Below are 23867 nucleotides of genomic sequence, written 5' to 3' on the forward strand. Positions count from 1 at the left end.
TAATATCAACTACAGTTGAATACTCGAAAGCCGATTACTCCTCGAAAGTTATTCGTTATCCTTTCATGCTCTGCTAAAATATGAAAAACCTCTGGATCAATTTGTTCTGACAATAAATAATCCGGCGCATCCTCCATTGTCATTTCCAAAGGGTTTAAAGGGACATTCTCGATCGAAACATGTTGAAAACCTGCACGTTTCAAAGCTGTTCTCCATTCTTCCTCGGTAGGAATTGTTGATAGCTGATAGAAATCAGTAAATTCCTTTAAATTCTGATGTGGAAGCTTCGTTTCTAATACCATTTCAATAGCAAGCAATTTTCCACGAGGTTTTAACACCCTTTTGAATTCAGATAATGTGAATGGTATTTTTGTAAATACAATTACTGATTCCGATAAAACGAGATCAAATGAACCATTAGCAAATGGTAAAGATTCTGTTCTTGCTACTCTCGTTTTAATAGGTAATTTTAATGTTGCAATTCTCTGGTTAGCTTTTTCAATCATAAGTGGATTGGAATCAATACCGTAGCCTCTACAGCCATACTTTTCTGCAATATATGTTAACGTTTTTCCTGTACCACAGCCAGAGTCCAATACCGTCATTGTTGATTCTATCGATTCATTGGCAAGTATTTTTTTCGTTATTTGCATTCCTCCCGGATGTGCACCACCCACTCCGAGAATTGCTAAACAATCCAAATATGTGTATTTCAATTCTTTACACACCTTCCATATCGTCTATTACCTCATTTTATGAATGGAGTGCATAATGGTTCGCTATTTTCCAAATCTCACGAAACTTGTTAGTTTCGTCTATAAGAGTACATAATCCATGCCATGAATTGTTGTCCCTGGGAATGTGCCCATATCACTTTACTTTTACAATCATATAATGATTTCTGTAAATACTTAGGGAGGTGAAAGTTACATGAGTGAACAAGTAGGTGGTTTTGGCTACGGTGGAGGTTTTGCATTACTTGTAGTATTGTTTATCCTTTTAATCATTATCGGCGCTTCTTTCGTTGGTTATGGTTATTAAGGTTAAGCTATACTGAACGTCTACCGCACATGTTTAACGTTTCAAAAAACAGGCTAGCCCTTTTCACTAGCCTGTTTTTCATTGCAAAATAAAAAATATCACCACCTGTGCGGGAAGTGATATTTTCTAGCTTTTCTCCGACTTTAATAGCCATATTCATTACCAGAAGAAAAACGGTAATAATACTAACGATGTAATGGCACCTAGAGCCAATCCATAGGTAAAACCATAACCAGCTCCATAATAACCATAACCAAATCCACCTAAATTTCTTCTCGATCCATCAAATGAACGTAAATATACACGGTTGTTCCCTACATTCATAATTAAACCTCGATGAACTCTCCCATCCCGTGTTCGAATTTGGACAGCTCTTCCACGATAGCGATGACATAAGGATCGATATTGCTCAACAGACATCTATACCCACCTCCTAAATGATCGTAAAACTATTAGCATCATATGATTCATAAGCTATTTGGTATAGGACAAATTCATTGATTAAATCGTGGAAACTTCCATCCGAATAGGAAATGAATAAACTTTTGCAAAAAAACCATGTTATATAGCAGGAGGTGTTCAGAATGGGAAAAGACCGTCAAGAAAAAAAGCTAAGACAAAGTGGACGAGTAGAATCCGATCGCGATCAATCCTTGAGTAATAAAGGGGCTACAAAAATGTCCAGTCCAGAAGAAGCTAGACAGCTAAATGATGGGAAATAATATAAATTAAAGAATTTTAAAAACCGGTGGAAATTCCCCCGGTTTTTTACTATTTATTAATTCATAGTTGACTTATCGGAATAGTAATGTATAATTTAATTAACTACTTCTTACTTAATTGAATAGTCTGGCTTATCCAGAGAGGTGGAGGGAAATGGCCCTATGAAGCCTCAGCAACAGATTCTCATGGAATACTGTGCTAATTCCATCAAGCGTTATTGCTTGAAAGATAAGTGGAGAAATGCGATTCACCTCTTCTTATCTATTTGAAGAGGTTTTTTGTTATAAAAAGGAGTGAAGGAAACATGAGTAATACGAATCGAAAAAATTCAGAAGATAAAAGAACAAAAATAATTGATAAGCTAATTGCTTTTCAAGTTTATAAATCAGAAGATAAACATTTATATGAACTAACATTACCAGAGCTTGAAACCGAATATAGCAAATATTTTTCGAATTGCCATCCCCACGGGGAATATAGTTCACTTCAATGGAATAAATAACGGTAACCACCATATATACCCCATATTCAAATAAAAAAAATGTTACCTTTTTTTATAATTGGAAACGAAGGATGTAGTGCGCAATTGAACACAACATCCTTACTTACTTGAAAGCGCATTCATATTTTGGGTAGCTTTAAGTAAAAAATTATGTATTGGTAAACTTTCATAAAAGGGAACAAACTCCTAGTGAACCACGATGATTTTGAGAATAGAGTGGTTTGTTTGATGAATATCTTAAATTATTTCTGATGATGAGCAAATGATGTTTTGACAGCTAGATAAGTTTCACTATATACAAAATAATAAGGATCCATAGTCCTAATGATAGTGATATTCCCCATAGACATCCTTTCGCAAATGATTGCTTCTCCATCTAATATCACCAACCTTATTGGGCTTGCCCCTATTGTACAGTAAACATTTGAAAAATATTGTCATTACAAGTTGTCGAAAATTGTTTTTTGGAATTTTCTATTAAAATAAATTCGTTTGCTATACGTTATTTTATCTATTCGGTAGACTATCCATCCCCCTCATTCCACAATTTACTATATTAAACAAAAAAGCCCTATAAATGCAGATTGAATCTAACATTTATGGGCTATTTTACGATTTTGAAAGGATAGATCTCCTACGTTTATTTCTTTATTTCGCACCCTTCATCTGTGCAAACACCAGCATCTGCACCTGTTGGATTTAATGTTTGTAATACTGGCTTAACGTTTGTTTCCTCTTCCCATACTTTTTCTAATGTTTGAAGAAAGACAGTCTCTGGTTGGGCACCAGATATCGCATATTTTCGATTAAAAACGAAAAATGGCACTCCTTGTACACCGATTTGATAGGCTTGCCGAATATCATGATGAACTGCTTGTGCATAACGATCACTTGCCAATACTTCCGCAACCTCTTCTTTATCCAACCCGATTTCTCCAGCAAGCTCAATCAATGTTTCATGGTCACTAATAAGCTTTGATTCGGTAAAATAGGCGTATAAGAAACGTTCTGTAGCCTCTTTTCCTTTCCCTTTTTCAGCAGCATATTTTGCCACACGATGAGCATCAAATGTATTCGCATATTTCATTGTGTCAAAATTATACGTCAACTGTAATGTGCTTGCTTGCTGTGCAACTTGTTTATTCATAGCAATCGTTTGTTCCAGTGGAAATCCTTTTAGCTTTGAAAAGGTTTCATAAAAATTCATTCCTTCAATATGCTTTGCTTCTGGATCAAGCTGATAGCTTTTATATTCAACTTCTATTTCATTACGATGCGCAAATTGCTCCATTGCGTTTTCTAATCTTCTTTTCCCCATATAACAAAATGGACATACAAAATCAGACCAAATTTCGATTTTCATCTTCTCAACACCCCTATTACATACTGTAAATCGTTCCACTATTGTAAAAATAATTATTTGTATCTCTATTTTTGAAGCAGATTATTAACCGGAATCATTTATCTTTTACATGCACACAAATTCGTTATCCGTATTTGACGTATACTGCATTATAAAATACATTCAAGAATAAATACAAATAAAACGAACTAGTGAAAGCCATCGCTGGTATTTAATATACGCTTTTGAAAATTCACTGCCTTTTCCATCATTATCGATTTTTCATCTCCACTACCATTCATTTTTAGTCTTTTTATATACTCGATAATTATTGGGAGGATATTCCTTTGCCTCATAGAGTGCCTGATCAGCGTACTTGACTAATTGCTTTTTATTGATGGAATGATCTGGATAAATTGATATGCCAATATCGATACCAATATTAATTTCAAGACCATTATAAGTTAGTGGTTCTTTAAACAATTGGACTATCCTATTCGCAATTTCCTCTACTAATTCTAATGAATCGAGTTCAGCTAATATAATCGCCATCTCATCTCCACCAATTCTTGCAACAGAATCCGTTTTTCTAACACATGACTGTAAACGCTTAGCCATTTCCTTTATTACTGCGTCTCCTCCATCATGTCCATAGGTGTCATTTATTTGTTTAAAATCTCTCCCATCGAGCATCATAAGCGCAACCCTTTTTTTCGTATGATTCGCTCGATCGATTGCCATTTTTAACTGTTCATCAAACGATCTCCGATTTGGTAAATCTGTTAAATAATCATAAAAGGCCATTTTCGCTAGCTCATCTCGTAACCTTTTTCTTTCTGTGATCTCACGAGAAGTGGAAACTAATTGAACAACCTTACCTTCTTCTATAATAGAATTTGTTGTAACCTCCATCCAAATATAATGACCATCTTTATGCAGTTTTCTTAATTCAATTGGGTTTGGCGAACCTCCTGCAATAATTTGCTCAATAGCCGCTTCCATTCGCCTCCTATCATCTGGATGGATAAACTTCTTAAACGAATGACCAACAACTTCAGAAGAAGAATGGCCTAAAATCTTTTCATTAGATGGCGATACATATTCAATTATCCCAGAGATGCTCATCATCTTAATTACTTCGGAAACATTTTCCATAATTAACTTGTATTTTTTTTGACTATTTGACAGTTGCCTTTCTACTTTTTTTAGTTCTGTTACATCTTTGTAAAAAACGGTGGAACCGATGATATTCCCGTTCTCGTCCTTAACAGGTGTATAGGAAGCAATAATATCCAGTAGTTTTCCACTCTTCGTTATTCGTTGCGTTTCATGGGCGATGATCTTTTCTCCATTTTTTAAACGCTTTATAATGTCCAACTGGTCAGAAATTTTACCTTTTGGTACGAATGAATATTTTAAATCAACCACTTCTTTTTCACTATATTCCAATGTTTTTTCAAAGGCAGGATTTACCCGTAATACTTCTCCTTCCAGATCTATTAAAAAAACCGGATCAACGGAATATTCCCAGAATATCTCTAATTCTTCCTTCGTCTCTAATAATGCTCGATGTGCTTTATTATATTCGGTAATATCTTTCGCAATTCCATAAAAACCAACTACCTCATTTTCCACAATAATCGGGATATTCATGACAAACAATTCTAAATATCTACCATCTTTTCGTCTCAATAATATTTCATAGCTTTCGGGCTGTTTTTCCTTCATTGCTTTTTTAGACAACATTAGCGTTTTCTTAATATCATCCCCTTCTACTAGAGAAAGAAATGATTTTCCTAGTAATTCATTAATGGAATAACCTGTAATATTTTCGGTTGCTACATTTCCACTAATAAACTTCCCATCCAAGTCACAGGAAAAAATAGCATCAGAATGATTTTCAAATAAAGATTTGTATCGTTGCTCACTATTTTTTAATAACCGCTCAATCTTTTTCTGTTCTGTAATATCCTTCGCAATCCCATATATTCCAACTAAAACCCCATCAATAATAATTGGAATATTTTTCACAAAAACTTCCACATTATTCCCATTTTTATGACGAACAGTTGTCTCATATTCTTCATTGCTTCCATGGAGAGCATTTTCAAAATGATGTAACGTTTCTACTAATTTCTCTTCCGCTATAAATGGAATGAATGAATAACCGACAATTTCCTGTTCACTATACCCAATAATTTCAGTAAGTTTTGCATTGGTACTAATATAATTTCCTTGTAAATCTAATTGATAAACAGCATCCGTATTATGCTCGATAATTGAATTTAATTTTTTTCGTTCTCTTTCTAATATATTTTTTGTTTCTATTAGTTCTTTTTCTCTTTTTTTCTTCTCCGTACTATCTCTTACAATGCCTAAAATATACTGACATTCCCCTAGTTCATTTAATATTGGACCTAGCGTTGCTTCAAAGAAGTACTTTTGGCCGGCGATATTTACGTTTCCCATGAATTCTATTGACTTTTTCGTTAATTGAACTCCCTTAAAAACGGAAATATACTCTTTGACCTGGTCTTTAGGAAATACATCCTCTAAGCGACAGCCAGTAATAGATTTATTCATTTTCAATCTATTGATGGTTGCTTGGTTTGCATAAACAAATCGAAAGGAATCCCCGTCTTGCATAAGTAAACCAATATAGTCTTTTATTAAGTTAAAAATATGAACGAATGCAAATATATCTTGTCCCAATATTTTCTCTACCTCTCTTCCGCTGTATCTATCGTATAGCACATATATCTCTCAAATGGAATATATCTGGAGGAAGTTTTTTTGATATCAAAATTTTGTGGGAAATACTGGGAAGGAAAATAAAAATTATTTACAAGAATATAAAAGTTCTTTATGTATCGTTTTTATTTCTTCCATGATTAGCATTAAAGTCCCTCATATTTATTAAAACTCATTCTGATAATTAAATGGTTCAACATGTTCTAGCTAGTTTATCTAGCATGAGAATATATAGCAATACTTATAAAATGAAACAAAAAAACGTTTATCTGATCCATTATTATATTGGTCAGATAAACGTTTTTTATGTTTCATTTGATTCAATTTTTCCTTTTTCGTTTTTGTCTTTCTTGTTCTCATATCTGCAAATACATAGGTTCCTCTTTTAATTTCTGGATTTTGCATTCCTTCACGGGCCATTTTCAATCTTTGTTTTTTTGCATTTGATTTCGCCATATGGACACTCCTTTTAACAACATAATATCATGCCAATATAGTATACACATTAATTTACAACAAAAAAAGCCAATAATACTCAATGGCCCTTCCAAAACTGTAAATTCTCGGAAGGATTGTGCTTATTAGTAAGATTTGATCCTTCGTGTAATCGGGAATTACACCATGGAAAGAAACGCTCTAACTACCCGTAAGTATTCCTCTGCGTCTTCAATATATGTGGTATGAGAGCTGTTATCAAATACATGAAATTTTGCATCCTCCACTAATTTGCTATGCGCTTCTACTGTTTTTGGTGCTGCTTCATCATACCTACCACAAGTAAATAATGCTGGTATTTTTATTTCGTGGAGACGAGGTGTTACATCAAAGGTTTTTAAATTTCCTGTTGTATAAAACTCCGACGGTCCCCACATCGTTTCATAAACTTCAGGATTTGATTGTGCATACGGTGCATCCCATTCTTCTGGTCGATAATCTAGCTGGTAAACAAAACGATGATAAAATTCTTTCATTGCCTCTTTGTATTCTTCAGAGGAAGTACGTCCCTCTTTCTCACAATTCCGTAATATTTCCTGTACATCATCTGGAAGCTGTTTCCGATGTTCCTCTTGGTCTGCCGCCCACTGTGGTGCACTTAAGCATGGACTAGAAAAAATCACACTTTCAATTCCTTCTGGTTTAGTCAATAAATAACTTGCTGCAAGCATTGTTCCCCATGAATGCCCAAGAATATGAAGCCTCGTCAATCCTAATGCTTCACGAATTTGGCCAAGCTCTTCAACAAACCGATCGACCTGCCATAATGATTTATCTGTCGGATGGTCAGACCTACCTGAGCCTAGTTGATCATAAAAGATTATCGGCCGCTCATCGGCAAGCACTGCTAAACCTTTCATTTTCACATGTGTTCCACCAGGACCGCCATGCAATATAATTAGTGGCGTATTCTGTCCACTTCCATATTTCTGATAATAAATTTTCCCGCCAGTAACCTGTACATAACCTTCCTCCATCTTTCATCCTCCTACATTTGCCTATTATGTTATTTGCACGTTAACGCACTATTATGTATCCTTTATGTTAACTTTATTTTAGTACAATTACTAGATTTGAAAAAGGGTGAAAAATATATTTCATTTATAATTATCAAACCTTATAGAAAAACGACCACTTCCTCCATTAAGTTAAGTGGTCGTTTCATAAAATTTGTTATATGGCATTATTTATGCCACATTAGTTTTCTTCGATTTCCTTCCGATTTTTCTTAAACCATTTGGAAAGAATTTCATAAACAATCGGTACGATAATTAGCGTTAAAATAGTCGAGCTTGTTAATCCTCCGATAACCGTAATACCTAACCCTTTCGAGATTAAGCCGCCACCACCTGAACCAAATAGCAATGGCATTAATGCACCAATTGTTGCAATTGCAGTCATTAATATTGGGCGTAGACGAGTTGCTCCTGCTTCCAGAATAGCTTCACGCATATTCATACCATCACGTTCCATATGAATGATGCGGTCAACTAATACAATAGCATTTGTTACAACTATACCAATTAGCATCAATAGACCCATCATAACGGATACCGATATTGTTTCACCTGCAATCCATAAGCCAATAAAGGAACCAATAACAGCAAATGGTAAGGAGAAGAGAATTGCAAATGGTGCTAATCCTTCACCAAATGTTACTACTAATATGAAATATACGATTGCAACCGCAGCAAGCATTGCCACTCCTAATTGTGTAAAGGTTTCTTGGATATCAGCTGTAACCCCAGCAACTCCAATCTCTACACCTTTCGGAAGTTCAAGATCATCAATCTTTTCTTGAATTTCGCTTGATGCTTTTGTTACATCATCACTAGTAATTGTTCCCGACACAGATGCATAAAATTGCCCTTTACTGCGAGATAATGTATTAGCAACCTTGCCTTCTTCCACCGTAACAATGTCTGATAGTTTAACGGTTGTTCCTACTGGTGTTTGAATTTGTTGATCAAGTAATTCATCAATTGATGCTGGTAGTTTTGAATCTTTTTGCACGATAACATCCAGATCATCACCATCTTTTTCAACCGTAGTCAAAATATCCTCTGTTCTTGTTGGATTTAACATCATCACAATTTGTCCTGTTGTTAATCCATGTTGTAATAATGTTTGTTGATTGACATTGATGATAAACTCATCATAGCTTTCTTCCACACTAGATGATACGTCTTTCAGTTTGTCACTTTCAGCCATTAAATCTTCAATTGTTAAAACGGTATCCTGTAATTTATCTAAGTCTTCACTATACACAGTATAGCTAAGCTCATTACTCGACATAGCGCTAGTTGTGAAGTTTTGGCTTTTCCATGTTCCAGATTGGTCAATATTTTTCACATATTCCTCTATCTCTTCTTTAACATCAGAGAAGTTTTTCATATCTGGATCAAAAATAACATACATTAAGGAACCATTAGATCCTCCCCCCATCATCGCAGACATTGGGTCAGAGCTATCGGTAACAGATACTTGAACTGTATCTACATCTTTGCGGGCAAGCATTTTATCTTCCACTATACTTACATTTTCCAGTGTTGTTTCTGCTAACTCTCCCGCTTTTGGTGTATATGTTAAATACATCACTTTTTCTTCTTCGCTTCCAAGGAAACTAAATCCAATCAGCGGTGTTAACATTAAGCTACCTACTAAAGCAATTACTGCAATTAGAGACGTTACGATTTTATGATCCAACGTCCATTTCAAGATTTTTTTATAAAATAAAGCAAGCTTTCCTTGTTCTTTATGATTAATTTCTGTTTTTTCACTGTATAACTTCTTCTTAAATAATGAATGTGACAACACAGGTACAATTGTTATAGCAACAAGCAGTGATGCCCCTAATGCAAATGCCATTGTTAATGCAAACGGCATAAATAATTCGCCGACCATTCCGCCAACAAAAATTAACGGTGCAAATACTGCAACTGTAACTAATGTTGAAGAAAGAATTGGCTTAAACATTTCAATCGTTGCCGATCGAATTAATGCTCGTCCTGTTAATGTTTCATCTTTCAGGTGCAGTCTTCGATAAATATTTTCTACTACAACAATGGAGTCATCAATAACCCGTCCAATCGCTACTGTTATCGCTCCAAGCGTCATAATATTTAATGTAATTCCTAACCAATTAATCAACAGCATTGCCATAAAGATAGATACTGGAATCGAAACAATGGAAATAATGGTTGATTTATAATCACGTAGGAATAATAAAATAATTAGAACCGCGATTGCTCCACCAAATACTGCTTTACTTACCATCGTCTTAACAGACTCTTCAATTGGAGCTCCTTGATCAAGCGTTGTATCAACCTTTAATCCGTCGATTTTCGCTTCATAGTCTTTCATTAAATCTTTTACTTCATTAACTACTGTTACTGTATTCGCATCTTGTGCTTTTACAATTTGAATCGAAATCGCTTCTTTCCCATTTGTACGGGATACTGATTCTACTTTTCCGACTACTTCAATTTTCGCGATATCGCCAAGTTTTACAAATGGAGTAGGATTTTCTGCTGTAGGTGTTACTGGGATAAGCATCCCCTTTAATTCATCAGCAGTCATAAACTTACCATCAACGGAAACGGCTTGCTCGCCTTCTTCAAATTCAAATAATCCTAAGGATACACTCATATCACTTGCTTGGACAATATCCTTTACATTTTGCTCTGTTATTCCAAGTGAAGCCATTTTTGCTTCATCATAGGTTAGTTCAACCTCTTCAATTTGCTGTCCAGCTATTGTAACGGAAGCAACTCCATCTAAACCTTCAAGCTTAGGAACAATAGTATCTTCTACTGTTGACGTTAGCCCGACAATATCCTCTTTTGAGCTGCTAATACTTAATGCTACAACAGGCATCATATTCATACTTATCGAGGTAATAAACGGTTCTTGTGCACTTTCAGGTAAGCTAACCGCTTCTAGTGCACTTTGTACTTGCCTTTTTGCTTCATCCATATCCTGTTCGTATTCATATTCCACCTGGAGACTAGCCATATTGGAGTAAGAATTGGAATAGACAGCCTTTACTCCCTCTAAGCTTTCGATTGCTTTTTCAAGCGGGATCGAAACATCCTCCATTACTTGTTCTGGTGTTGCACCAGGATAAACACTATTTACCATTAAATACGGAATAGAAATATCTGGAATAGTCTCCATTTTCATTCTAGTTCCTGAGTATAAACCAGAAGCAACGACAATTATCGTTAATAGCCAAACTGCTAGTTTATTTTTCAACACAAAATTTACAAGAGCTTTCACGTGACACCTTCCCTTTCTTGACTAGGCTTGTAATATTCTCTATAATAATGACTAATCGGTCAATTGTCAACATAATAATAAGTGAGGATACATTTATGGCGAAAAGACAGTTAATTATGGAAAAAGCAATAGAACTATTTGCAAAACAAGGAATTGAGTCTACTTCAGTTCAACAAATCACAGAGCTCTGCGGTATATCGAAAGGTGCATTTTATTTATCATTCAAATCAAAGGATGAATTAATTGTTTCCATCATTGATGATTTTATCAAAAAAATTACATCTGATATTGACCGAGTGGTCAATTCTCCAAAAAACGTTCAGGAAAAGCTCTATGATTTTTATTTATCATCATTTAAATTACTTCAGGATCATCGAGAATTCGCGAAAATGTTTATTAAAGAACAATTGCATACAGTTAATCAAGCGCTTCTCAACAGAATTAATTATTATGAACAGCTTACAAATCAAGCGATGCTTCGATTGTTAGATGAACTTTATGGAGAAAAAATTAAAGAAAATAAATATGACTTATTAATAAGTATGAGAGGTCTAACCGAAAGCTATTCGAAATTATTTTTTACTATCAATGTTCCATTAAATTTACCATTATTAGCTCGCGCATTAGTAGAAAAAACAAATTTGCTAGCTAATCATACGTCGATTGTATTTCTCAATGAAAATCTAGTTCAACAAATTAAGCATCCATCTACAGATTACATTACCATTACAAAAATTATCCAAGAAATTGATAGGCTAAAAAAGATAGTAACCAACCAATTAGAAAGTGAATCATTAGATATATTAAAAAACCAATTACAAAACGATGTACCAACACACGCGATTATACTTGGATTATTACAAAATATTAAAAATAACGAGGACTGTAAATGGCTCGTTTTTATGGTTGAACAATACTTGAATAATAAGTAGTGGCCACTCCAAAAAGTAAGTATAAATAATACTGTGGACTATTGGAACATATTTCTCAAAGGGTATTTGAATTGGAAATGGAAGGAAGATATCGGAGCACTTGAATTACAGATGAAAGAAATTTAGGGCCTACTATACACTGGAAGCTATATTCAAAACTCGTCATAATCTATTATTTTCGAAAGTATTTCCAGTAATCGATAGGCCCAGCCATTTTTGATCAAGCTTACTGTTTTTCTTTAAATGGATTGGTTATATACTGCTCATGATTTTACAAGTACTAAATAGCTTCTAATATAACCCGAAACTTGCTAATAGAATAGCAATTACAACGGATAAAATTGGAATGACTAATGATACTACAAAAATATCTTTATAGCTGTCCTTATGGGACATTCCAGTAATTGTAAGCAATGTAAGCACAGCACCATTATGTGGCAGTGTATCTAAACCACCGGAAGCTAGAGATGCAACACGGTGAAATGCCTCTGGTGATATCCCCGTTTGGAGAGCAAGCTGATAATATTTTTCTCCTAATGCCTCAAGTGCAATTCCCATACCACCGGAAGCAGAACCAGTTGCTCCAGCTAAAAGGTTAACGGCAATTGCCTCTGAAATTAGTGGATTTCCTTTAATATTCAATAGCATATTTGTCAATGTCTCAAATCCTGGAACCGCTTTAACAACAGAGCCAAAACCTACGGCTGCACTAGTATTGATAATGGCTGTTACGGAACCTACCGCACCCCCATTGATTGCTTTCACAAAGGATTTGAATTTCGTTATATTTAATAGTAAAATTAATAAAATTCCAGAAAGTAAAGCAACAATTATATCAAACTTAAAAATATTCAATGTTACAAGCACAATAATTAACGGAAGTAATGATAAAATAAAATTTGGTACCGGGCTACTAGTATCCTCCAATTTCTGATTCTTTGGCTCTGTATACACCTCCCCTTTTTCTGTTAGATTTTTTTCTCTCCAACGTAAATAGAAATAACCACCTACTCCCATCACAAGCATTGCAACAATCCCCATGATTGGTGCTGCCGTTGCATCTGTATGAAAATATTCAGTCGGTATTAAGTTTTGGATTTGCGGTGTTCCTGGAACAGCGGTCATCGTAAACGTGAATGCACCAAGCGCAACTGTCCCTGGTATTAATTTTCTACTTATATTTGCTTCTCGAAACAGACCAATTGCTAATGGATAAACCGCAAATACAACAACGAACAAACTTACTCCACCATATGTTAGTACTGCCGAAGCAAGTAGCACACCTAAAATCGCTTGTTTTTTTCCCATCATTTTTGACAAAGCAACCGCTACCGATTTGGCCATTCCTGTATCTTCCATTAATTTCCCAAAAATTGCTCCAAGCATAAATACTGGAAACCATTGCTGCGCAAAGCTCACAAATCCCTCCATATATGGACCTTTATATGATTCTAGTAAATCTAACCCACCTGTTAATGCCACAACTCCTGCAGATATTGGTGCAATCCAAATAATCGACCAGCCAAGATAAGCCAAAAACATCAATACCGCTAAACCAAGAATTATCCCGAGCATGAAAATCCCTCCTTCTCACTTAAAAAAATTCCTATATTACAGAAATGTGATACCGCTTACATTTTAGCGTTATTTATTGAGCGGTATATCCGCCATCAAGTACTACCGCTTGACCTGTTATGCCTTTCGCTTTATCACTTGCAAGGAACAATGCATAGTCAGCTATTTCTTGAACAGAGAGTAACCGCTTTTGAGGAATTAATGGGTATAACACTTCCTCTAATACTTTTTCCACCGATATATTTCTTGTTTTCGCTAAATCCTCGAATTGTCCACGTACGAGTGGAGTGTCCACATAACCTGGACATATTGCGTTTACCGTGATTCCTTCTGTTGCAGCTTCTAGTGCCGCTACTTTGGTCAATCCAATAGCCCCATGTTTCGCACTATTATAAGCAGATTTTCCAGCAAAACCAATCAATCCATTAATAGAGGAAATAGTAATGATTCTACCGAATTGTTGTTTTTTCATAATCGGTAAAACATGCTTCATTGCCATAAATGGTGCTATTAACATTACCTTAATCAAATACTCAAATTTTTCCGTAGGGAAATCCTCAATCATAGAAACATGCTGTATTCCAGCATTATTAATAAGCACGTCCACTGTTCCGTATGTTTGAGCCGTGTACGCAATCGCATGCTTCAGTTCTTCTTCACTCGTCACATCACATCTTATTCCTTTGCAATCATAACCTTGCTGGCGAAGAGATTCTGTTATTTCCGTTAATTTTCCATCATCTCGGTCAGAAAAAACGACCTTTGCTCCATTTTTCAAAAAATTTACACCAATTTCATAACCAATCCCACTGGCAGCCCCTGTAATGAATAGGACTTTGTTTTCTACCATTATGATCAACTCCTTTACTCTATTAACATATATATACATTTTTACTTTAAGTCATGTCTCCATGCAAAAAGTTTTCATGAAAGAAAAAAACTACTTTCTTAAAGCTTTCGAAAGTAGTTTTTCTAATAACGAATTTGAAACTTACTATATCCTTTATCCATATCATGAAATTGAACTTGTATATCAGAAATTTTAATAAATCGATGGATCCCGTGCTTTAATCCACCGAGTAATTGTTTCAGTTGTTGTTTAGACCCCTCTCATCTATTTCTACCATACCATTCTCGAGATTACGAACCCAGCCTTTAATCTCATATTCCTTTGCAAGCTGATAAACGGTGTACCGAAAGCCAACCCCTTGAACACGACCACTTACTACTATTGTAGCTAACATATTGTTATACCGCATTCTCGTAATGCTTCCATAGACATCCTAAATAAAGAGGTCTATTTGTTAACACAATAACTATATAAATTTTAGCCATTAGCTAGTGCCCCATTTTACCTTAACTACATTCGAAAAGCGAATATTTCTCTTTCAGCCTACCCCCGAGCGAGCATTCGATCCAATGCAAGCTTGGCTGCACCAGCAATATCCGGTTGTACTGTTATATGATTAATAATTTCTCCATTTATAATACTATCCAGTGCCCATAATAAATGTGGCAGGTCGATACGGTTCATTGTCATACATGCACACATATATGGGTTAAGCGAGAATACATCTTTATCAATAAATTGATTTGTTAATCGATTTACCAGATTCATTTCCGTTCCGACAGCCCATTTCGTACCAGGTGCTGCCGCTTTAATTGTTTCAATTATATATTTTGTCGAACCTGCATAATCTGCAAGCTCCACTACTTCACGACTGCATTCAGGATGAACAATGATTTTTGCATCTGGATGTGTTTTCCGTATTTGTTGAACATTTTCGACGGTAAATAAAGCATGAACAGAGCAATGTCCCTTCCATAAAATAATTTTCACTTGCTCCAAATCACCATTACATTCGAACCGTTCTAATCGTGGATCCCAAACGGCCATTTGTTCCAATGGAATGCCTAAATCATAGGCTGTGTTTCTTCCTAAGTGCTGGTCTGGTAAAAATAATACTCTTTCCTTTTGTGTAAACGCCCATTCTAGCATTGGACGAGCATTAGAGGATGTTACAGTTGCCCCTCCATTTTTCCCAACAAAAGCTTTAATTGCTGCTGTTGAATTTATATAGGTTAATGGAATAATAGTGTCTCCAAATTGTCCCTGCATTATTTCCCAGCCACGTTCTGTTTGCTCTATATTTGCCATATCGGCCAATGAGCAGCCTGCGCGCATATCTGGTAATATTACCTTTTGCTTATCACTGGTTAATATATCTGCCGTTTCTGCCATAAAATGAACGCCACAAAATGCAATGAATTCTGCCTCTGTATTTTTCGCGGATATTTGTGCAAGCTGCAGTGAATCTCCAATAGCATCGGCAAATTGAATTACCTCATCCTTTTGATAATGATGTCCAGGAATAAATAACTTCTTTCCCATTTGATGTTTAATCGTACGAACTCGATCTTCCATTTCTTCAATACTCATCGTTTTATACTGTTCAGGTAACAGATTTATACTTTTCTTTTGAACCATTTCCAGCAAACTCATTTTTTCTCCCCCTCATTAACTTGTAAGCTAATATCTAGTGCTTTTACGGAGTGAGTTAAAAATCCTAGGGAAATATAGTGGACACCGGTATTTGCATAGGAAGCCAAGCTATCCAAAGTAATACCACCAGAAGCTTCTGTCACGATTCCGTCTGGTATAAGCTGAGTAAATTCACGAATCTCCTCTGGACTGCGATTATCGAACATAATGACATCAGCTCCCGCTTTTACTGCCTCCTGAACCTCCTGTCTAGTTTCCGTTTCCACTTCTATCTGTACCATATGTCCAACCTTTTCTCGGACTGCATGAACGGCTTTCGTAATCGATCCACAAAATGAAATATGATTATCTTTAATCATTACCCCATCATACAATCCGTTCCGATGATTTTTTCCTCCTCCAGTTGTAACCGCATACTTGTCAAACATTCGTAAACCTGGTGCTGTTTTTCTTGTATCACAAATTTGAATGGACTTATCATTTAGTACTTCTACACATTTTCTTGTCATTGTTGCAATTCCACTCATACGTTGAAGTAGATTTAAAATCACTCGCTCTCCCGTTAACAAATGCCGAATTGGACCATTTACTTCCGCAATAATTTCTCCAGGATATACGCGATTTCCATCAGCAAAATGTGCAGTAACTTCTATGGTCGGATCAAGTAGTCGATAGGTAGCTGCAATCAAATCCATTCCGGAAAGGATTCCTTCCGCTTTTGCTAAAAATATTCCCCGTCCTCGTTTTTCTATCGGAAAAATAGCATTACTTGTTAAATCTCCATCCCCAACATCTTCCATTAAAAATGATTCTAGTAATCTTGTTAACTTTAATTGATTCATATACTTAACTCCTTATCCATAATAATTTGTTCCTGAAAAAAATTACGTGTAATTTCTTTTCGGATGACTCCTCCACTTCGCCATGGAAAATCCGAACGAAAATGACTTCCAATACTTTCTTTTCTATGTAATGCGGATGTCGTAATTAGCCATGAGACAGTAAGCATATTCACAATTTCCAATTCCTCTGTCGATAATGCGTCGGTTGCAATATCGAAGAAGTCATAGTTTTCTAGCCAATCCTTTAATATCGTTAAACCACTTTCACATCTTATAACTCCCGCATATTGGGACATATACTGTTTAATTTCCTGCTTTGTCGGTAGCTTTATTTGTCCGCGATGAAAAGCTGAATCGCCCGCTTCCAAAGTAGCTATTGGTAACTCTTGATTCGAATAACATAATGCTGCAGCAGTTAAATTTCCAAATACAATTCCTTCTAGTAAAGAATTGCTTGCAATCCGATTTGCTCCATGAACACCTGTACATGCAGCCTCACCAATTGCATAAAGTCCTTTTAATGAGGTTTTTCCACTTGCATCTGTCTTTATTCCGCCTATCATAAAATGCGCTCCCGGGATTACCGGCAAAAGCTTTGTAGTAGGATCAATACCATTTTTTACACATAATTGATAAATCGATGGGAAGCGATGCTCAAAATCCTCGACATTAGAAATATTTAAAAATATTAATTCACCAGACTGTAATTCTTGATAAATTGCTCTCGCAACAATATCCCTAGGTGCTAAATCCTTTAATTCGTGCACTCCATCCATAAAACGTTCACCTTTTGAATTTTGCAAAAATGCACCCTCCCCGCGGACCGCTTCTGATACAAGTCCAATTGTTTTTCCAGCTTGGTAGAGGACAGTTGGGTGAAATTGTACAAATTCCATATCAGAAACCGTTGCACCCGCACGAAAGGCCATTGCGATTCCATCTCCTGTTACCGTTTCTGCATTCGACGTATATTGATAAATTTGGCCACAGCCGCCTGTTGCGATAATGGTTGCGGAAGAAAAATAATGATTCAGCCTTCCATCGCTTGCTTTTGTTTTAACACCTATACATTGCGAATCCTTCATGATTAAGTCGAATACCATCTCATGTTCTACAATGTCGATTTGTTTTTCTATTTGTTTCAATAGAAAGGTTGTTAAAACCTTTCCTGTGGCATCTCCTTCGGCATGGAGAATTCTTCGCTTCAAGTGCCCTCCTTCTCTTGCTAAGCTTAGCTTTCCGTCGGCATCCTTATCAAACGGCATACCTTCTGCAATTAATTGTGCTATATATTGTGGTGCTCCCTCTGTTAATTGTTTTGTAAGTTGGGGTTCATTGTGAAATGCACCTGCCACTAATGTATCCTGATAATGTTCATGCCAATCATCCGCTGGATCGATGGCAACAGCAACCCCACCTTGTGCTAAATAGGAATTACTAGCTGTCTTTTCTGACTTTGTAAAAATAATCACATTTTTATGGTTACATAATCGTTTAGCAACCGTTAAGGCAGCAACACCACTACCAATAATGATGACATCATACATTTTCATCATCATTTCCTCCTCCATAAATAGGAAATACTACTTACAGTATATTCACCTGTCTTGACACCTATCATGACACAGATTTATGATTATATCAAGCTATTTATTAGGAAGCAAAGGAGTGTATATGGATGATCTATTTAGACTATGCTGCTACTACACCGATGTCTGAAGAGGCAATGGAGGTTTTCATTCAAGCATCAAAAAATTTTTACGGAAATGCCAATAGCTTGCATGATATTGGCTCAAATGCTGCAAATTTATTGGAAGCAAGCAGAGAAGAATTAGCGAAATTATTACACTGTCAAAAAGAAGGGATTTATTTTACAAGTGGCGGATCGGAATCTAATATTCTTGCAATAACCTCCTTAATTTCTGCTAATAAGCACCGAGGTAATCACTTAATAACAACAAAATGTGAGCATTCATCCATTCTTCACTTATTTCAAAGATTGGAACAGGAAGGGTATGAAGTTACCTATTTACCGGTCAATCAATCAGGCTTTGTAGATTTAGCTGCACTACAAAATGCCGTGAAAGATACTACAATACTTGTCGCCATCCAACATGCCAATTCGGAAATCGGAACGATTCAGCACATAAATAAAATTGGTAAGCTTTTACACGAACGAAATGTTCTCTTCCATTGTGATGCCGTCCAATCATTCGGGAAAATCCCTCTCCATTTGGACCAGGAATATATTGATAGCTTGTCCATTTCCAGTCATAAAGTTTATGGACCTAAGGGGGTCGGAGCTGTCTATATTAATCCGAGAAGAAAGTGGAACCCACAAATTCCAGGAAGTACGCACGAAGGGGGGTTACGGCCAGGAACAATCAATATACCGGGAATTGCTGCTTTTGTTACTGCTGCAACTGCCATTTATGATACGATGGAAAGGGAAAACGCACGCTTGGAGGCATTACGCGAACTATTGATTGAAAAATTAACACAGCTACCAACAGCAAAAGTAGTCATTGAAGGCGATCAAAGGAAACATTTGCCGAATATAGTAGGAATCCGTATTATTGGTATGGAAGGGCAGCTTGTCATGCTTGAATGTAATCGTTACGGTATCGCTCTATCTACCGGGAGTGCTTGCTCGATTGGCATGCAGGAGCCTTCTAGTACATTAAAGGCATTAGGAAGGTCCGATATGGAGGCTAAACAATTTATCCGAATATCGCTCGGAAATGCAACAACGAAAGCGGATATTCTTCATACCATTGCTATTATGAATAATGTAACAGAAAGCTTTTTCAACAAAACTCGAAGGGAGACTATCGGTTATGAAGGCTGAGAAAATGTCCACGATAGACAGACAAAATCTCATCATCTCAACACTAAAAAAAGCAAAAACACCGATTACTGGCAGTGAATTTGCAAAGATTACCAATGTCAGTCGACAGGTAATTGTGCAGGATATTTCTATTTTAAAAGCAAAAAATGAGCCTATAGTTGCAACAAGCCAAGGATATATATATTTAAATGAGGAAGCTGGAAAAGAGCTAGAAACGATGGTAATCGTCTGTCAGCATAGTCCAGAGCAAACACAAGAGGAATTATATCGAATTGTTGATCATGGCGTATCAGTAAAAGATGTCATTGTTGAACATCCAGTATATGGAGATTTGACCGCATCCATCCGCGTTAGTAATCGAAAAGAGGTTGATCAATTTATCCAAAAAATTCACGAAACGAACTCCTCCTATTTACTAACCTTAACCGACCATTTACATTTACATACACTTGAGGCAGATTCACGCGAAAAGCTACTGGCTGCTTGCAAAGACTTACTCGCTGCAGGTATTCTTGTTTCAAACGACGAAAAATTATAATGAAAAACCACTTCACACAGCATACCCGCAATCCATTGCGCTAAATGAAGCGTATAGCCGTGAAGTGGTTTTCTTATTGGATTATGCACTTAATTAATATAACGTTACCTTCGGATTCGTTAGTTATTTTTCTTTTCATGTAGCGGTAACCATGCTAACACTTGTTGTATCTTTTGATCCCAATATCCCCATTCATGTGTACCTTTATCAAATTCTGTTGTTAAGGGATAGCTTGTCTTCTTGCAAAACTCATAAAATCTTACATTATCTTCATACAAAAAATCCTCTGTTCCACAGCATTGGAAAAGTAGCGGCTTTTCGTTATTCGACTGATTTCCCTGCTCGATTAAATAAAATAAATCGTCTGCAGTTCCTTTTAAATCTTCTTCGCCAAATATATTTCGGAATGTTTGCGAGTCCCCATTTTTCACTCGATCCACAATATCTACAGCTCCAGACAAACTAGCAGCTGCAGCAAATTGTTCTGGATGACTCAATGCCCATTTAAAGGCACCATACCCACCCATCGAAAGACCTGCGACAAAATTATCCTCGCGTTTATCTGAAAGCGGAAACATAGAGCGCATAATAAATGGTAGCTCTTCGGTTAAAAATGTCCAATATTTTTTTCCGTACACCATATCCGTGTAAAAACTATGATCAACTTGTGGCATCACAACTGCGAGCCCCTGCTGTTCAACATAACGTTCGATAGAGGTCATTCTTGTCCAAGCAGAATGATCATCACTAAACCCATGTAAAAGAAAAAGTGTTGGAAATTTATTGTTGGCTCGTTTCTTCCCCTCTTCAAAAGGCTGTTTTGGTAGAAGAACAGTTACCGATGTACTTAAAGATAATACTTCTGAAAAAAAGTCAACTTTGATTAATGGCATGTCCATTCATCCTTTCTAGTAATTGATTACAGCGTAACTTTTATGTATATTTGTTTCTACTAATTCATCACAATCCCCTTCTTTTTTGTAATAGAAATCTTCAGCTTGTGACAAATAAATGAAAACACTATATTTCATCCAATGAAAAACGGCTATCCGTAATTATTCTACGAATAGCCACATCTTTTCTATTATTTTACCAATTGGAATGTTTTGTTTTTCAACTGTAAAATCGTATCACATTCTTTTGCAATATCCTTTTCATGGGTAATGACAATAACGCACTTTTGCTGCTCATGTGCAAGCCGCTTGAATAATAAAATGATCTCCCGCGAATTTTGCTCGTCCAAATTTCCCGTAGGCTCATCTGCCACAACAAGCTGTGCATCACAGCACATCGCACGCACGATAGCTACCCGTTGTTGTTGACCACCTGATAAGTGTTGGACATTTTTCAAAGCCAATTCTTTCGTAATCCCTACTTTTTCAAGCATTGCAAGAGCATAGGCACGACGATCCTTTTGCTTAGAATGTGTAATTTCCATTGCCGAAACAATGTTTTCCAGTGCTGACATATATGGAAGCAAGTTATAGGATTGAAAGACAATGGAAACACAGCGATTACGATATTGTGTCATACCAATTTTCCGAATGGACTTTCCATCATATACAACGTCCCCTTTTTTCGGTACATCTAATCCAGCAATTAAAGATAAAAAGGTCGTTTTGCCAGAGCCACTAGAACCTAAGATGGCATATAACCTACCAGCTTCAAATGTTAAATTTACATCATTATAGAGTGCATCTTCTTTATTTGTATACCAATAATTTAAGTCTTTAATTTCTAACAATCGAGTCACCTTCTTATGAGATTAATATTTTTTTCGGTTGCATACGCATAACACCAATTGATGCAATAATGATAGAAATAAAGGCAATTCCTAATCCAAAGCCACCGAGCTTCACTAATTCTTCCAATGAAATCGTAATATCCAAATCTTTAATTTGAGTTGCTACTTCACTACTACTTGCTCCAAAGTTTCGGAAGGATTGGAATCCGCCTCCGCCACCTTGTGGCCTACCACCAAATGCTGCAGCACCACCTGGTCCATTACCGTCCATAGCTGCTACCTCACTAGTTGTTGATGTTTCCTGTGCTAGTAGTTGTTCTCCGATAACATTTCCTACATATTTACCACTAACTCCTGCTATCCCTATTGCTACAATCAGTACAATTAGCATCTCTACGAAAAATTGACTGATGACCTTTGATCGTTTTTCACCTAACGATAATAAAACCCCTATTTCATGCTTCCGTTCCCGAACCATTAGAATGACAATTAATGATAAAATCACCACACCAGCAACGGACACAAGAAGAACAATTTTTTCAGCAAAATCGCCTACATTTTCTAGCGGTTGTAGCATTTGCTGATACATTTGATCATTCGTTTGCAGCATATATGCATCTGTATCTAAACCAGCCGCTTCGGCATCCTGAACAAATTGCTGCAATTGCCCTGGGTCCTCCAACGTGTATACTACAGAATCAACTGTATTTTCATAGTCCTCACCTTTTAATGTATTAGCAACCTTATAGGATGCATAAATTGTATTCGCTGGATTCAATGTACTCATTTGCATCATCCGCGAATCTACTGTTGCAGAGGATTCATAAATTCCAACGATTGTTAATTCAATTGTTGACTCTTCATCACTAGTACTTGTCACCTCTATTGTATCCCCTACTGATAAATCATTTGCCTCTGCTAAGTTTGTTTCAATAACTACATTATTTGTATCGATATCCTCATCCGTTAATCCCACACCTTCGATCAACTTATTCGTACCATCCGTAAATGCTGATAATGTGTCCGTAGCGGAGGTTCCACTGATGGTGACATCGCCTAACAGCATACCAGCCATTCTCCCACCAGGCATACTATTCGAATTTTCACTGGACGATTCATCAGTAGATGTAATCGCATCAAATGATTCAGCATTAGCAGAAGTGGAAGATATATAGTTATAGCTTGCGACATTATCCATGCTTGCTAATTCTTCAGCTATCGCTAACTCCACTGGGGAAATCTGAAAGCTTCCAGGATCCGGACGACCTTCTTCTGAGTCCGATTCACTATTATCGGATCGGTCAAATGCATTTCGAATATTTGTTGATAAAGTTACCGTTGCCCCCGTACTTTTTGAGGCATTTTCGATTGCTTTTAATGAAGCATTTTGAATAATTAACCCTGCTAAAATAAAAATTAGGATTGCGGAGAATACCAGTGTCAATAGCACCGTTCGCCCCATCTTTACCTTTGTGCTTTTATATGCACGCTTAATAAAGTTCATTTTTTCCCCTCCGAAATTTGTTTTTTCTATTAACTACTAGAAATGACGTATATATTCCTAAAGGAAGCATCTTGGCAAGAAACTCCAAATAAATAGTCATTCCTTCGTACAAGCCTAGTATAAGAAGAGAATGTGTCAGGCATATGTCAATAAAAAGCTTTCTTTCTATGCCCAGAGCCATAGCTTAAAAAGTGACGCACTTAATGTTTGCGCCAAAAAATAATAACAAATTATTTTTTTGTTGAATTA

The 23867-nt window shown here is 36.3% G+C and carries 22 protein-coding genes and 1 riboswitch; of the genes, 6 read left to right on the top strand and 16 right to left on the bottom strand.

All coding sequences use genetic code 11. The features are described 5' to 3' along the window. Positions 1-5 precede the first annotated feature (5 nt). The gene (locus OEV98_RS02070) at positions 6-716 is read right to left on the bottom strand and encodes a class I SAM-dependent methyltransferase (RefSeq protein ID WP_263071479.1); all 711 of its coding nucleotides are present in this window, start codon (positions 714-716) and stop codon (positions 6-8) included. 214 nt (positions 717-930) lie between these two features. Here OEV98_RS02070 and OEV98_RS02075 point away from each other — a divergent pair, with 214 nt between their 5' ends. After that, on the top strand, positions 931-1041 hold the full coding sequence (locus OEV98_RS02075) for a YjcZ family sporulation protein (protein WP_263071480.1): 111 nt from the start codon (positions 931-933) through the stop codon (positions 1039-1041). A gap of 159 nt (positions 1042-1200) precedes the next feature. Here the strand turns inward: OEV98_RS02075 and OEV98_RS02080 are convergent, their stop codons facing one another. Continuing rightward, a complete protein-coding gene (locus tag OEV98_RS02080) occupies positions 1201-1461 on the bottom strand; it encodes a hypothetical protein (RefSeq protein WP_263071481.1) in 261 nt (86 codons plus the stop codon). A 164-nt stretch (positions 1462-1625) separates the two neighbouring features. On the opposite strand from OEV98_RS02080, the gene OEV98_RS02085 reads away from it, so the two are divergent. Together OEV98_RS02085 and OEV98_RS02090 are read left to right on the top strand one after the other, a co-directional pair. Next, positions 1626-1763 carry a YpzI family protein gene (locus OEV98_RS02085; RefSeq protein WP_263071482.1) on the top strand — a complete coding sequence of 46 codons (138 nt, stop codon included), beginning with the start codon at positions 1626-1628 and terminating at the stop codon, positions 1761-1763. Positions 1764-1892: 129 nt separating this feature from the next. Further along, a riboswitch (SAM riboswitch) is annotated at positions 1893-1999 on the top strand. A gap of 69 nt (positions 2000-2068) precedes the next feature. Beyond that, positions 2069-2266, top strand: a complete 198-nt coding sequence (locus OEV98_RS02090) for a Fur-regulated basic protein FbpA (RefSeq protein ID WP_263071483.1) — start codon at positions 2069-2071, stop codon at positions 2264-2266. Between the two features lie 640 nt (positions 2267-2906). On the opposite strand, the gene OEV98_RS02095 is transcribed toward OEV98_RS02090, so the two are convergent. The 5 genes from OEV98_RS02095 to OEV98_RS02115 form a co-directional block, all read right to left on the bottom strand. After that, the gene (locus tag OEV98_RS02095) at positions 2907-3629 is read right to left on the bottom strand and encodes a DsbA family oxidoreductase (protein ID WP_263071484.1); all 723 of its coding nucleotides are present in this window, start codon (positions 3627-3629) and stop codon (positions 2907-2909) included. Positions 3630-3899: 270 nt separating this feature from the next. Next, entirely contained in the window at positions 3900-6362 is a 2463-nt protein-coding gene (locus tag OEV98_RS02100) for a PAS domain S-box protein (protein WP_263071485.1), read from the bottom strand. Positions 6363-6575: 213 nt separating this feature from the next. Beyond that, complete coding sequence (locus OEV98_RS02105; protein WP_263071486.1) at positions 6576-6815, bottom strand: hypothetical protein; 240 nt, start codon at positions 6813-6815, stop codon at positions 6576-6578. A gap of 158 nt (positions 6816-6973) precedes the next feature. Then, entirely contained in the window at positions 6974-7831 is an 858-nt protein-coding gene (locus OEV98_RS02110) for a proline iminopeptidase-family hydrolase (protein WP_263071487.1), read from the bottom strand. Between the two features lie 220 nt (positions 7832-8051). Beyond that, complete coding sequence (locus OEV98_RS02115; protein ID WP_263071488.1) at positions 8052-11132, bottom strand: efflux RND transporter permease subunit; 3081 nt, start codon at positions 11130-11132, stop codon at positions 8052-8054. A gap of 95 nt (positions 11133-11227) precedes the next feature. On the opposite strand from OEV98_RS02115, the gene OEV98_RS02120 reads away from it, so the two are divergent. Further along, on the top strand, positions 11228-12064 hold the full coding sequence (locus OEV98_RS02120; RefSeq protein ID WP_263071489.1) for a TetR/AcrR family transcriptional regulator: 837 nt from the start codon (positions 11228-11230) through the stop codon (positions 12062-12064). Positions 12065-12355: 291 nt separating this feature from the next. Here OEV98_RS02120 and OEV98_RS02125 read toward each other — a convergent pair whose 3' ends face one another. The 6 genes from OEV98_RS02125 to nadB form a co-directional block, all read right to left on the bottom strand. Next, positions 12356-13639, bottom strand: coding sequence for a GntP family permease (locus OEV98_RS02125; RefSeq protein WP_263071490.1), 1284 nt, complete (start codon positions 13637-13639; stop codon positions 12356-12358). A 73-nt stretch (positions 13640-13712) separates the two neighbouring features. Further along, entirely contained in the window at positions 13713-14489 is a 777-nt protein-coding gene (locus tag OEV98_RS02130; RefSeq protein WP_263071491.1) for a 3-hydroxybutyrate dehydrogenase, read from the bottom strand. A 238-nt stretch (positions 14490-14727) separates the two neighbouring features. Next, positions 14728-14883 carry an acylphosphatase gene (locus tag OEV98_RS02135; protein ID WP_263071492.1) on the bottom strand — a complete coding sequence of 52 codons (156 nt, stop codon included), beginning with the start codon at positions 14881-14883 and terminating at the stop codon, positions 14728-14730. A gap of 149 nt (positions 14884-15032) precedes the next feature. Further along, on the bottom strand, positions 15033-16142 hold the full coding sequence (gene nadA, locus OEV98_RS02140; RefSeq protein WP_263071493.1) for a quinolinate synthase NadA: 1110 nt from the start codon (positions 16140-16142) through the stop codon (positions 15033-15035). Then, positions 16139-16984, bottom strand: a complete 846-nt coding sequence (gene nadC / locus OEV98_RS02145) for a carboxylating nicotinate-nucleotide diphosphorylase (protein ID WP_263071494.1) — start codon at positions 16982-16984, stop codon at positions 16139-16141. Before nadC ends, nadA begins: the two co-directional genes overlap by 4 nt. Next, the gene (gene nadB / locus OEV98_RS02150; RefSeq protein ID WP_407676482.1) at positions 16981-18537 is read right to left on the bottom strand and encodes an L-aspartate oxidase; all 1557 of its coding nucleotides are present in this window, start codon (positions 18535-18537) and stop codon (positions 16981-16983) included. Before nadB ends, nadC begins: the two co-directional genes overlap by 4 nt. Positions 18538-18662: 125 nt before the next feature. On the opposite strand from nadB, the gene OEV98_RS02155 reads away from it, so the two are divergent. Both OEV98_RS02155 and OEV98_RS02160 read left to right on the top strand, forming a co-directional pair. Next, positions 18663-19832 carry an IscS subfamily cysteine desulfurase gene (locus OEV98_RS02155; RefSeq protein WP_263071496.1) on the top strand — a complete coding sequence of 390 codons (1170 nt, stop codon included), beginning with the start codon at positions 18663-18665 and terminating at the stop codon, positions 19830-19832. Then, on the top strand, positions 19822-20370 hold the full coding sequence (locus OEV98_RS02160) for a transcription repressor NadR (protein WP_263071497.1): 549 nt from the start codon (positions 19822-19824) through the stop codon (positions 20368-20370). The genes OEV98_RS02155 and OEV98_RS02160 overlap by 11 nt, the downstream gene beginning before the upstream one ends. A gap of 119 nt (positions 20371-20489) precedes the next feature. Here OEV98_RS02160 and OEV98_RS02165 read toward each other — a convergent pair whose 3' ends face one another. The 3 genes from OEV98_RS02165 to OEV98_RS02175 all read right to left on the bottom strand — a co-directional run bounded on the left by OEV98_RS02165 (position 20490) and on the right by OEV98_RS02175 (position 23618). Then, positions 20490-21263: an alpha/beta hydrolase gene (locus OEV98_RS02165; protein ID WP_263071498.1), complete on the bottom strand. Its 774-nt coding sequence runs from the start codon at positions 21261-21263 to the stop codon at positions 20490-20492. A gap of 191 nt (positions 21264-21454) precedes the next feature. After that, positions 21455-22123: an ABC transporter ATP-binding protein gene (locus OEV98_RS02170; protein ID WP_263071499.1), complete on the bottom strand. Its 669-nt coding sequence runs from the start codon at positions 22121-22123 to the stop codon at positions 21455-21457. Positions 22124-22127: 4 nt separating this feature from the next. Further along, positions 22128-23618: an ABC transporter permease gene (locus tag OEV98_RS02175; RefSeq protein WP_263071500.1), complete on the bottom strand. Its 1491-nt coding sequence runs from the start codon at positions 23616-23618 to the stop codon at positions 22128-22130. Positions 23619-23867 lie beyond the last annotated feature (249 nt).

The sequence above is a fragment of the Perspicuibacillus lycopersici genome, from assembly GCF_025660475.1.
In the GTDB taxonomy this organism is placed as follows: Bacteria; Bacillota; Bacilli; order Bacillales; family Caldibacillaceae; genus Perspicuibacillus; species Perspicuibacillus lycopersici.